Raw genomic sequence first — 12,125 nt, forward strand, 5'->3', positions numbered from 1 at the left:
CCTATTCATTAATAAGCATACGTTTAGTGTGTCATTTTTTTTCTTTTAGGTTCGATACATCACTCACAAAATGCGCGTTCGAGCATTTATTGGTAAATCGAAAAGTTATTTCGCTCATTAAACAGACAAAATGAATCACCCACTTACAGCGAATAGCGTTATTCGGGCTCAATCTTCTGCTCAGCCGACAAACGCTCATGACGCAGTTCCGCCTGCCCAGAGGAATCTGAAGGCGGCGATAACAGGATCTTCAACCGTTGGGAAAGCGTTAAACCGGGCTGGGTCGCGTCTTGCCACAGATCGCACCACTCGGCAAACGTAACCACCAGTGGATTAAAGCTGTTCACCGGTTTGCTGATGCCAAAGCGCACAGTTTCGATCTCTGGTTCAAAGGTGCCAAACAGCTTGTCCCAGATGATCAACACGCCCGCATAGTTTTTGTCGATATAGCGCGCGTTGACGCCGTGATGCACCCGGTGGTGTGACGGGGTATTAAACACGTATTCCAAAGGCCCTAAGCTTTTTACCCACTGGGTGTGGACAAAAAACTGCAAACCAAGATTAAACAGCACCACCAAGGTGATCCACTGTGGCTCAAAGCCAATGATCACCAAAGGCAACCAAAATAGCCACATGCCTGCGACCGGATACATCAAGCTCTGGCGAAACGCCGTGCTGAAGTTCATTCGCTCAGAGCTGTGGTGGACAACGTGCGCAGCCCACAGCCAACGCACGCGATGGCTAGCGCGATGAAACCAGTAGTAGCAGAAATCCTGCAACACCATCAGCGCAATAAAACTCATCGCGCCCATGTCTATCTCCAATAAACGCCAGCCAAACAGCCATAAATAGAGATGTGCGAGCACCAAACCCGCCAGCAGATCCGTCCCTTGATGCATCAAGGCTAAGGTAAAATTGCACAGCACCTCTTTGAACTCGTAACGAGAGTTGTCTGGCAGTCTGCCTTTTCTCTCGCCCAGCCAATATTCCGCTGCCATCAAGGCGACAAACAGCGGCGCCATCAACAGCAAAAGCCATTCTGGATGTTCAACCAACATAGTTACACTCCTTTGTATTCAGGGTTACCAGCGAGCGAAGTGATCTTCCGTCATGCCCAAGGTGGCGTTAATCTTGTGGACCACGCCATGATTGTCGCTGATCGCGCCGTTAAAATAGCCGATAAATTGGCGAAAATTACTTTTCAGCCAGTAAAGGTTCAGTTTCTCACGCCGACAGTTTTCGGCGGTGAACGTCAAATCCACTTGTCCATTTTGTGAGTAGATGTGCCAAGGTTTGGCGCTATCGGCGCGGCTAAAAGAGAAATAAACCGGTGGCAGGCCATGTTTTTGTCCGTTGATCCACAACACGTTCTCACAACTGCCGGTTTCGTTGACTCCGGCGGCGAGATTAAGCCCAAGCGTGCCAAATTGATCGCGGCAATTGATGCTGGCCCAGCGCCAACTGGTTTCACGCCGCATATAGCCCGCGGAGAAATCATAGCCAGCACAGGCACCGCTTAGATCAAGCGTTTTCCCTGCTACGGAGAGGCTCCCCGTTACACGCAGGGCATTGTGTTTTTGCGTATAAGTCCAGCCTTGATAACCGGTGGGTGTGCACATCGCAAGCGCTTGGCTGCCGTGCTCAGGCATCAGGGTCAGATCCGCGCTCAGTTGACGAGTCGCCAATTGCACCCGCCATACGCCATCGACAATGTGAAATTGGATCTGTTTACGGGCGATGTGCGTGGTGCTGTTGTAAGGAGAAGGCGCCGAATGGCTGTCCCAAGCCAATGGGCGCAACCAGTTCTCTTCCACCAGCTGCTTTTTGCGTCTGTCATAGAGATAGCAAAACGCCGATGTGAGATAGCGGATATCGGCAATCGCCACGCCAATCAGATAATCTTGCGTGACGATGCTGACAAACTGGAACTGCTTATAGTCGAAATAACGCGCGAATTTGCTCGCTTGCGCGTCCATCACAGTGCGATAGTCAAAGTCTTCGAGTGCCAAATCGCGCGGAATCTCATCAAACTGACCATAGTTTGGCGCACCGGAAGAGGCGATCAAACGTTTAGGCGCAGAGTCCAATTTGAGCATGACAGCGTCCTTACTTCACAATAATTTAACATACACTCACAGTGTGACGCGCCAACAGCGTATAAAACAGGTTAGAATCGGACATCAAGCTGGTTTAGATCACGTTTTATACGACCGATAAACGACCTAAAGTACGTAGGCAAGAAGACAAGAAGGCAAAAAAATAACGATGCAACTGATCACCGAATATAGACCAGTCAAACACTGGCAAGCGTTTGGCGGTTACGATGTGGCATTGCTGCTGAGCGTTTTACAAGACTATGGCGTCGAGAGCGAAAGGTTCCTTAGCGAAGCTGGTATCTCAGCCACGCCAGAAGACCAAGAGGCGGGTCACTATCGTTTTGCCGATAAGCTGGCACTTTTTCAGCTCGCCGCGGAGCGTATCCCCGACCAACCTCTCGGGCTGATTTGCGGCCAGCGAGCCAGTTTCAGCGATTTTGGCCTGCTCGGCTTTGCCATCGCCAGCAGCAAAACCGTGCTTGAAGCGCTGCAAGTGGGGTTTAAATACCTACAGCTCAACGGGCCGATTTTCCATATCCAAGTGCTGCGCGACACACATCAGGCCTGTATCCGAATCGAAAATAATTTAGAGATTGGCAAGTTGCTGCCTTTTTGTAGCGAGTATTTCTTTAGCGCGATTGCACAGCTGTGCGCAGAGTTGACCGGAGAAAAGCTGCCGAGCATACAGATGCAGCTCCCCTACCCACCACCGCCACACTCGCTCGCTTATCAACACCATTTTCAGTGCCCTATTGAGTTTAACGCGCAAGAGTTTGCTTGGTATTTTGACGTTGAGGTGTTGCAGCGCCCACTGCTGCGCCATTTAGAGAGTAAATGGCAAAAATGTTTAAGCGGCTGCGAATCCTTATTACACCATCTGCAAGCATCGCATCGGCTTGATCGGCAAATCACTCAACACCTTTACACTTGTCTGGGCTCGGAACCCAAAGCTGAGGAAGTCGCCGCTTGGTATGGTCTCTCCGCGCGCACTTTGCACCGACAACTGCAAGCGCTGGGCACCAGCTACCAAAAACTAAAAAATCAGGTTCGGCGCGATCTCGCACTAGAGCTGTTACTCAATACGGCGTTGAGTGTCGAAGAGATCGCCTATCGTTTAGGTTACAGCGAAAGTGCTAATTTTCGCCACAGCTTCAAGCGCTTAACCGGCAAAGCGCCGCGGCAGTTTCGTCAAGATAAGTAACGTTTTTGTCTACAATATGGACAATCTGAGACAAAAGCTGCGCAATAGCCGCCATATACGCATTATTTTGTCTGCCTCGCAAAATTAGCGCTGGTAAAAAAGCATTTCCTCGATAGGATATTTGAGGCTTATGATCACACTTTGAACAGAAGCCGTTATTCTCCGGCCACAATGGCCGATATAGTTTGGCAAAAAATAGACGATTACGACGTACCTTGAATTCTCAGCAGACTTTTTTTCGCAGGCATAACTGGCAACGGACCATCAAGGTAGCCGTCATTTTGCTGGTTTCTTTCGCCATCACCATGTGTGCCTTGGTACCATTTGCCAATCAGTATCAGCGCACCTTGACCCACAAAGCCATCACCCACATCGAGCGAGAGCTCTTAGAGACACGCATTCAGCTCAACTATCTTTTCAGCCCAGCGATTTTCTCTCAGCCATGTCGCACCCTCACTTACGAACTGCGCAAGAGTATTCTCAATCTTGGTATGACCAAGGAGATCGGCACCTTTGACGATACTGGGCGCGTGTTCTGCACCAGCAATGAAGTTAACGTGTCGTTTTATCTCTATAAATCAATACTGCAACGTTTAGATGAAAGCCCTGAACGCGCGACACTTTCTTTTACTAAAACAGCGCTAACGGGCGAGATGGCGCTGATCTACATTTTTGGCGACGAGACACTACGCGGTTTAAGCGTGCTGTTCCCGACCAACTATTTGCAACTGATCACTCGCGGAATCCTCTCCTTTGGCGATCTAGACTACGAGATCTTCGTGGCTGACAGGGCAGTGAAAAGCCTCACCTTGGCCGAGCCGCTCAACCAACAGCAAGTCACGTCAAAACGCTTCCCTGTCGTCATCCGCTCTGCGGTTGGACGCGGTTTTTATCTCGAATATTTGCTGAAAAACGTGTGGATTGGCTTGTTGGTCGCCACCATAGTGCTGCTGATTTCTGCTCAATTGCGCCAAAGGCACATCACACATAACAGCATCGAATACGCTCTGACCAATGCGATTAAGAAGCAAAATTTATCAGTACATTTTCAACCGATTGTCGACCTAAAAACCAATAAAGTGGTGGGGTGTGAATCGCTACTACGCTGGAACGATCCGGTACAAGGTTTTGTCTCTCCGGGTATTTTTATTCCACTAGCTGAAAAAGTCGGCCTTATCGAACAGATCACACGTTTTGTTCTCGCTAAAGCTATCCAACTGCTGCAAACCACCAGTGAGCTCTACCCTCAAGGCTATGTGAGCATCAATATCAGCCGTCAGGTGGTGCTAAACCAAGATTTTATTTTTCAGGTCACCGAACAACTCAAAGATAAACCGGAGATTAGCCACCGTCTGGTGTTTGAGATCACCGAAGAGAGCGTGTTTAGCCCTGACGATCTCACCACACTGCGCAGACACCTCACCTACCTAGGAAACTTGGGCATTCGTATCGCGGTGGATGATTTTGGCACTGGTTACTCTGGGCTGAACTTTATTCGCCAATACCCGTTTGACATCATGAAAATTGATCGCGTGTTTATTAACAATCTGACCAGTGACTCCAACACTCAACCGCTGCTGATGTCGATGCTAGCGCTGTCAGAAACTCTGCATATGGATGTGGTCGTAGAAGGGGTCGAAGAAAAGTCGCAGCTCGATATTCTAGCCAAACTCGGTGTGCGCAATATTCAAGGTTTTTACTACTCAACCGCCCTTCCCGAGCAGCAATTTCGCCAATACTTGCTAGAAAACCGCGCCTCGCCCACCGAGCTTCTCGCGGTACTAGATTCCTAAATCCTTGACTGAACGATGTGGTCACTTTGCCTAGGCTGACAGGCAACCTCGACTGTTATTAGAACAAGCATATTAGAACAAGCGACGCTTCAGGCCGGTTTTCTCCAGCACGCGGGTCGAAATCTCTTCCACCGACAAAGAGGTGGTGTTGATGTAAGGGATTGCTTCGCGGCGAAACAGCGCTTCCACGTTAGCCAGTTCATGTTGGCACTGCGCGGTACTGGCGTACTCACTGCCCGCCAAACGATTTTGCCGGATCTCGGTCAAACGCTCTGGCGCAATCGTCAAGCCGAATAACTTGTGACGGTAGATCTCAAACTCCGGCAGCAGTTTAAGCCCGCGAATGTCGTCGTCGATATACGGATAGTTAACCACGCGCAAACCAAACTGCATCGCCATGTAAAGACTGGTTGGAGTTTTACCGCTGCGTGAAACGCCAAGCAAAATGATGTCTGCCTGCTCCAACCCCTTAAGAGAAATCCCATCATCGTGCGCCAAGGTGTACTCAATGGCCGCAATACGATCAAAATAGGTGTCGGTGTCTTTGCTAACGCTGCGTGAGCGTTGCAGCTTGGGCACGGGTTCCATGTGAATGTCATCTTTCACCCGTTGGACAATACTTTCCAGCACATCGTAACAGTGGGCATTCGCCTGCAACAATTTCTCGCGAAATTCGGCAATCACCAGCGAAAAAAACACCAACGGTTTTATGCCATTTGCTTGAAAGGATATTTCGATATGCTTAAGCAACTCAGTTAATTTCTCTTCACTTTCGACGAAAGGGAAGGTTTTTTCGTTGGCATAAAAGGGGAATTGCCCGAGAACAACGTGACCGACGGTTTCACAGGTAATCGCGGTTCCGTCGGAAACGTAGAATACATCACGACTTTGCTTTTCAGTTTGCATTTTTGTTTAAATTTTAAAAATATTTTGATTAGGATGTTAACCATAATACAAACAATAAACCCAGGCGTTCAATTACCACCCCCACAGCTTTGAAAATTTGCTCACAATTTTTTTCAGCTGCTGCGTAATCGTTTGCCTACTCCCTACAAGCTGCAATGTTTCTGGAGAAAGACATGCAAAAGAACACCCTCTGGTTCAATAGCCTATCCATGGAAGATGTCGATAAAGTCGGCGGGAAAAATGCTTCTCTTGGTGAAATGGTGTCCAACCTTGCCAATGCTGGCGTTTCTGTGCCCAACGGTTTTGCAACCACCTCTTACGCGTTTAACCAGTTCCTTGATTACGAAGGGCTGGATGAGCGAATTCACCAACTGCTTGACGAACTGGATGTAGACGACGTCGATGCGCTGCGTAAAACCGGTGCCATGATTCGTCAGTGGGTTTTAGAAGCGCCATTCCCAGCGGATCTCGAACAAGATATCCGCAGCAACTACGCCGAGCTCACCGCGGGTAACGACGAGCTTTCTGTTGCTGTGCGCTCTTCCGCGACCGCAGAAGATTTGCCGGACGCTTCCTTTGCCGGCCAGCAAGAGACGTTTCTTAACGTCAAAGGCATTGATGCTGTGCTGGAAGCGACCAAACACGTCTATGCATCACTGTTTAACGACCGCGCTATCTCTTACCGTGTGCACCAAGGTTTCGACCACCGAGGCATTTCGCTCTCTGCGGGCATTCAGCGCATGGTGCGTTCAGACAAAGCCGCGTCCGGCGTCATGTTCACCCTTGATACCGAATCCGGTTTTGACAAAGTGGTGTTCATCACTTCCGCTTGGGGCCTTGGCGAAATGGTGGTGCAAGGCGCGGTTAACCCAGATGAATTCTACGTGCACAAGCCGCTGCTTGAAGCGGGTCAAGCGCCCATCGTCAAGAAAACCTTTGGCTCGAAACTGAGCAAAATGATCTACGCCAACAGCCAAGTGATTGGTAAGCAGGTGGAAATTGTCGATACCACCGAGCAAGAGCGCAGCGAATTTTCCCTCACCAATGAGGAGATCATTGAGCTGGCGAAACAGGCGATGATCATCGAAAAACACTATCAGCGTCCGATGGACATTGAGTGGGCCAAAGATGGTATCGACGGCAAGCTCTACATCGTGCAGGCTCGCCCTGAAACTGTCTGCTCGCAAAGCGAACAGAATGTGATTGAGCGCTACGAACTGAGCCACAAAGCCGAAGTACTGGTGGAAGGTCGTGCAATTGGCCAGCGTATCGGCTCTGGTGTGGTTCGTTTGGTCGACTCACTCGATCAAATGTCACTGGTGCAAGAAGGCGACGTGCTGGTCACCGACATGACCGACCCAGATTGGGAACCGGTGATGAAAAAAGCGTCGGCGATTGTCACCAACCGTGGTGGACGCACTTGCCACGCAGCCATCATCGCTCGTGAGCTTGGTATTCCGGCCATTGTCGGCTGCGGACACGCAACCAGCCAGCTGAAAGATGGCGAGCTCGTCACCGTATCTTGTGCTGAAGGCGAAACTGGCTATGTCTATCAAGGGCAGATCGAGTTCGCCGTGCGCCGTTCGACCGTCGATGAGCTGCCTATGCTGCCCACCAAAGTGATGATGAACGTCGGCAACCCAGACCGAGCGTTCGATTTCGCTCAGATCCCTAACGAAGGAGTGGGTTTGGCACGTTTGGAGTTCATCATCAACAAGATGATTGGCATCCACCCGAAAGCGCTGCTCAATTTTGATCAGCAAAGCGACAGCCTCAAAGTCGAGATCAGCCAGCGCATTCGCGGCTACAACGATCCTATCGATTTCTACGTGAGCAAACTGACCGAAGGGATCGCCACCATCGCCGCGGCGTTCTGGCCAAAGCGCGTTATCGTGCGCATGTCCGATTTTAAATCGAACGAATACAGCAACCTTGTCGGCGGCAAAGGCTACGAACCGCACGAAGAGAACCCGATGCTCGGCTTTCGTGGGGCGTCGCGCTACATCTCGCCACAGTTTGAAGACTGTTTCGAGCTGGAAACGCAAGCGATCAAACGCGTACGTGATGATATGGGGCTGAAAAACGTCGAAATCATGATCCCGTTTGTGCGCACGCCAAGTGAAGCGGCTCAGGTAATTGACTTGCTCGCCAAGTTTGATCTGCGCCGTGGCGATCAAGGTCTGAAAGTGATCATGATGTGTGAGCTACCGTCAAACGCGGTGCTGGCGGATGAGTTCCTCAAGTACTTCGACGGTTTCTCAATTGGCTCAAACGACATGACTCAGCTCACGCTCGGCCTCGACCGAGATTCAGGCGATGTCGCTCACCTGTTCGACGAGCGTAACCCAGCGGTGAAAGCAATGCTGAAAATGGCGATCGACGCAGCAACCAAAGCAGGCAAATACGTCGGCATCTGTGGCCAAGGCCCTTCCGATCACGAAGACTTTGCACAGTGGTTAATGGAACAAGGCATCAGCTCAGTGTCGCTCAACCCAGACACTGTGATTGATACTTGGCTTCAGCTTGGCAAAGCGAGCCAGTAATCCATTTGGAATGGAAACGCAAAAAGCGCCGTTTTTGGCGCTTTTTATTTTTAACCAACCGTTTACGGTGGAAGATGACAGACAATCCAGCGGCTACATTTTGAGCAATATCTCAATTATTGATTTTATCCCTGCCGATTTTTGATCTAAAACAACAGAAATAGAACTCGCCATCAACACTCCTTTTCCCTCAGCCATACTTCCAAAGTAGTAAGGTCGTCAGTTCATCAATCGGCGCTATATCGCGCCTATAACAAGAAAAGGAAGCCAATATGATACGAGTCGTTACTCTTGCCATTGCTATCAGTAGCGTTTTCTCTACCTCTGCTCTATCGAGCAATCGCAGTGAACCCGTCACCCCTATCGCCCCAGCACAAGAAATCCATCTTGGTAAAGCTGAGTTAGGCAAAAAACTCTATTTTGACCCTCGCTTATCAAAATCCGGATTTATCTCGTGTAACTCATGCCACAACCTCAGTATGGGCGGCAGCGACAATCTAAAAACATCCATTGGGCACAACTGGCAGCAGGGTCCGATCAACTCGCCAACGGTTCTGAACTCAAGCCTCAATATCGCCCAGTTTTGGGACGGCAGGGCCGCTGACTTGAAAGAGCAGGCGGGAGGCCCGATTGCCAATCCGGGAGAAATGGCCTTTACGCACACGCTGGCGATCGATGTATTGCAGTCTATTCCACAATACGTTAACGAATTTAAGTTGGTGTTTGGCAAAGAGAAAATTGATATTGACCAAGTCACTGATTCCATCGCCGAGTTTGAGAAAACCTTAGTCACCCCTAACTCACGTTTTGACCAATGGTTAATGGGGGATGATAACGCCATCACTCAAGCGGAGCTGGAAGGATATCAGTTATTTAAAAACTCAGGATGTGTGGCTTGCCATAACGGTAGCGCTCTCGGTGGCACTTCGTTTCAAAAAATGGGGTTGATTGAACCTTACCAAACCGCAAACAGTGCAGAAGGCTTAAGCGCAGTGACTGGCAAAGATGCCGACCGATTTAAGTTCAAAGTGCCAACGTTACGTAACGTGGCATTAACTTATCCCTACTTCCACGACGGCGAAGCCCAGACTTTGACAGAAGCGATAGATATCATGGGAAGGCTACAGCTCGGCCGAACATTCACATCTGATGAGAACCAGAAAATTGTCGCTTTCCTCTATACCTTAACAGGCGATCAACCTTCATTCTCACTGCCTATATTGCCACCTTCCACGCCAAACACGCCAATACCACGTCCGTTTGACTAAACGGTTGAGCGGCAAACAAATTGAGCCTTCTTAAGAAGGCTCAATTTTTTCCTTACATCCCTAAAAGACGCGCCACCCACGTCACTTCACCATGAGCAATCAAGTCAAAAATAGTAAAGAACAGGGCGCAAATCACCGCCAGTTTAAGCAACTTAATTCCAATCAGCATGGCTTTCCCCTTTATTGGCTAACGGCCAAGTGTAGCGCAAAAGAATCATCAAGCCATCCGTTGTGCTCAATACTGGCGCATTGTTTTGCTTAGGCTGAGGCGGCGAAGTTGCCGAGGAGCGCGCCATACAACTGCCTGTCACTTAGCACGCCGACCAGACGTTGCTGCTCCACCAGCAGAATAGGTTGTTTAGTACGCTGCTTAAGTTCAATCACTTCACGCATGCCGATATCAGGCTCGACTGCAACGACAGTATGATCATTGATATCGCCAAGGCCAACGCCCTCTTGATGCCAGTCCAGCAATTGGTGCGCCGAATCCACCAGCGTTATCCCCTGCTTTTGCTGCTCCACCCACAGCGCTTGCTCATTACACACTTGCCAGCGCTGCGCTTGCTGTGTGAGCTCTTCCACTGGACGCATTAGAGAGCGCCCTTTCAGCACATTCAACGGATTGGTGTGAGCCACAAAATCGCGCACATATTGGTTTTCGGGTTGCAGCACGATCTGCTCAGGCTTCCCGTGTTGAATCAATTGTCCAGACTCCATGATCGCAATGCGGTTGCCAATTTTCAGCGCTTCATCCAGATCGTGACTAACAAATAAAATGGTCTTATTCAGCTGCTTTTGCAGCTGCAACAGCTCATCTTGCAGTTGGGCACGAATCAGCGGATCGAGCGCCGAAAAGGGTTCATCCATCAATAGAATGTCACTATCCATAGCAAAAGCGCGCGCCAAGCCAACACGCTGCTGCATCCCGCCGGAAAGTTCATGGGGAAATTTGTCTTCCCATTCCGCCAGCCCAACCATCGCGAGTTGTTCACGCGCTTTTGCGCGGCGCACTTTTTTACTGATGCCTTGCATCTCCAAACCAAACGCCACGTTATCCAATACGCTCAGCCACGGCATAAGGGCAAAAGTTTGAAACACCATAGAAACGCGATGAGTGCGCAGATGACGCAGCGTTTCTTGATCGCACGTGGCTAAGTCCACCTGCTGCTCACCATCTTTCACCAGCAAGGCACCACGTGACACCGGATTTAGCCCATTCACAGCGCGCAGCAAGCTTGACTTGCCCGAGCCCGAAAGGCCCATCAACACGCAGATTTCGCCCTCGTTGACGCTCATGCTGACGTTATTGACGCCCACTACTTGGCCGACTTCATCAATGATCTCTTGTCGTGATTTACCTTGATCGAGCCTTTCAAACGCAAGTGCTGGGTCCGAACCAAAAACCACATCCAGATTTTTAATTGTAATGGCATCCATGGTTATGCCTCCTTTTGGTTGGGGGTTTTGCACAAACGATCAAGGATGATCGCCACCAGTACAATCGCAAGGCCCGCTTCAAAGCCTTGTGAAATGTTCACCGTGTTCAGCGCGCGCACCACAGGCTTACCAAGACCATCGGCCCCGACCAGTGCGGCAATTACCACCATAGAGAGCGACAACATGATGCACTGCGTGATGCCCGCCATAATGTTGGGCAGCGCCGCAGGCAGTTCGACTTTGAGCAGCAGTTTCATACGGCTGGCACCAAATGCTTTGCCTGCTTCAATCAGCTCTTGCGGCACTTTAGTGATGCCTAAATAGGTCAAACGGATCGGCGCGGCGATGGCAAAAATGATGGTGGAGATCAAGCCCGGTACGATACCAAGACCAAACAGCACCAAGGTCGGGATCAGATAGACAAAGGTTGGCACAGTTTGCATCAGGTCAAGAATTGGCCGCAGCAAGGTGTAAAGCCAAGGACGATGCGCCGCCATGATGCCAAGAGGTACGCCAATTAATACGGAAATCGTTGTCGCGGCAAAGACCAAGACAAAGGTTTCCAGCATTTCTTGCCAATAACCAAGGTTGAGGATCAGTAGCAAAGCAGCGACCACAAACAGCACCAAAGGCAGGCTGCGATGCAGCAGCCAAGCCAATAAGGCGGTGATGACTATCGGTAGCGCCGGTGGCATCCACTTAAAAATATCCACCACAAACAGGATAACCGTTTCTAGAAAGTAGGAGATGGCGTCAAAAACGCCTGCAGCGTTTAAGGTCAACCAGTCAACCCCCGTCTCCATCCATTGACCCAGAGGGATTTTGTTATCAGTAATAAAATTCACAATTAAGCCTTTGTTATTTAATCGAAACAGGACAAG

At 49.9% G+C, this 12,125-nt stretch carries 10 protein-coding genes; 5 read left to right on the plus strand and 5 right to left on the minus strand.

The window, feature by feature from the left end:
• Positions 1 to 158: 158 nt before the first annotated feature.
• Positions 159 to 1,058: a sterol desaturase family protein gene (locus EWA64_RS20025; protein WP_082796657.1), complete on the minus strand. Its 900-nt coding sequence runs from the start codon at positions 1,056 to 1,058 to the stop codon at positions 159 to 161.
• Between the two features lie 24 nt (positions 1,059 to 1,082).
• A complete protein-coding gene (locus tag EWA64_RS20030; protein WP_061894476.1) occupies positions 1,083 to 2,096 on the minus strand; it encodes a DUF2804 domain-containing protein in 1,014 nt (337 codons plus the stop codon).
• A 169-nt stretch (positions 2,097 to 2,265) separates the two neighbouring features.
• On the opposite strand from EWA64_RS20030, the gene EWA64_RS20035 reads away from it, so the two are divergent.
• Entirely contained in the window at positions 2,266 to 3,297 is a 1,032-nt protein-coding gene (locus EWA64_RS20035; RefSeq protein ID WP_061894475.1) for an AraC family transcriptional regulator, read from the plus strand.
• A 281-nt stretch (positions 3,298 to 3,578) separates the two neighbouring features.
• Positions 3,579 to 5,090, plus strand: a complete 1,512-nt coding sequence (locus EWA64_RS20040; RefSeq protein WP_244881461.1) for an EAL domain-containing protein — start codon at positions 3,579 to 3,581, stop codon at positions 5,088 to 5,090.
• A gap of 72 nt (positions 5,091 to 5,162) precedes the next feature.
• Here EWA64_RS20040 and ppsR read toward each other — a convergent pair whose 3' ends face one another.
• Positions 5,163 to 5,996: a posphoenolpyruvate synthetase regulatory kinase/phosphorylase PpsR gene (gene ppsR / locus EWA64_RS20045; RefSeq protein ID WP_061894474.1), complete on the minus strand. Its 834-nt coding sequence runs from the start codon at positions 5,994 to 5,996 to the stop codon at positions 5,163 to 5,165.
• A 155-nt stretch (positions 5,997 to 6,151) separates the two neighbouring features.
• On the opposite strand from ppsR, the gene ppsA reads away from it, so the two are divergent.
• The 3 genes from ppsA (at position 6,152) to EWA64_RS20060 (ending at position 9,807) form a co-directional block, all read left to right on the plus strand.
• On the plus strand, positions 6,152 to 8,539 hold the full coding sequence (ppsA, locus tag EWA64_RS20050; protein ID WP_061894473.1) for a phosphoenolpyruvate synthase: 2,388 nt from the start codon (positions 6,152 to 6,154) through the stop codon (positions 8,537 to 8,539).
• A gap of 10 nt (positions 8,540 to 8,549) precedes the next feature.
• Positions 8,550 to 8,684 (plus strand): hypothetical protein, encoded by a 135-nt coding sequence (locus tag EWA64_RS20055; RefSeq protein ID WP_369435839.1) that lies wholly within the window; start codon positions 8,550 to 8,552, stop codon positions 8,682 to 8,684.
• Between the two features lie 127 nt (positions 8,685 to 8,811).
• Positions 8,812 to 9,807 (plus strand): cytochrome-c peroxidase, encoded by a 996-nt coding sequence (locus tag EWA64_RS20060; RefSeq protein WP_244881460.1) that lies wholly within the window; start codon positions 8,812 to 8,814, stop codon positions 9,805 to 9,807.
• Positions 9,808 to 10,065: 258 nt separating this feature from the next.
• On the opposite strand, the gene choV is transcribed toward EWA64_RS20060, so the two are convergent.
• On the minus strand, positions 10,066 to 11,244 hold the full coding sequence (gene choV, locus EWA64_RS20065) for a choline ABC transporter ATP-binding protein (protein ID WP_061894472.1): 1,179 nt from the start codon (positions 11,242 to 11,244) through the stop codon (positions 10,066 to 10,068).
• 2 nt (positions 11,245 to 11,246) lie between these two features.
• Positions 11,247 to 12,089, minus strand: coding sequence for a choline ABC transporter permease subunit (gene choW, locus EWA64_RS20070; RefSeq protein ID WP_039435335.1), 843 nt, complete (start codon positions 12,087 to 12,089; stop codon positions 11,247 to 11,249).
• Between the last annotated feature and the right edge of the window lie 36 nt (positions 12,090 to 12,125).

This window comes from Vibrio cidicii (assembly GCF_009665415.1).
Lineage (GTDB): Bacteria > Pseudomonadota > Gammaproteobacteria > Enterobacterales > Vibrionaceae > Vibrio > Vibrio cidicii.

Coding starts and splice junctions, on each gene's coding strand:
- EWA64_RS20035 (WP_061894475.1), top strand. CDS start 2,266: ATGCAACTGATCACCGAATATAGACCAGTCAAACACTGGCAAGCGTTT.
- EWA64_RS20025 (WP_082796657.1), bottom strand. CDS start 1,058: ATGTTGGTTGAACATCCAGAATGGCTTTTGCTGTTGATGGCGCCGCTG.
- EWA64_RS20055 (WP_369435839.1), top strand. CDS start 8,550: ATGGAAACGCAAAAAGCGCCGTTTTTGGCGCTTTTTATTTTTAACCAA.
- ppsR (WP_061894474.1), bottom strand. CDS start 5,996: ATGCAAACTGAAAAGCAAAGTCGTGATGTATTCTACGTTTCCGACGGA.
- ppsA (WP_061894473.1), top strand. CDS start 6,152: ATGTTTCTGGAGAAAGACATGCAAAAGAACACCCTCTGGTTCAATAGC.
- EWA64_RS20030 (WP_061894476.1), bottom strand. CDS start 2,096: ATGCTCAAATTGGACTCTGCGCCTAAACGTTTGATCGCCTCTTCCGGT.
- EWA64_RS20060 (WP_244881460.1), top strand. CDS start 8,812: ATGATACGAGTCGTTACTCTTGCCATTGCTATCAGTAGCGTTTTCTCT.
- choV (WP_061894472.1), bottom strand. CDS start 11,244: ATGGATGCCATTACAATTAAAAATCTGGATGTGGTTTTTGGTTCGGAC.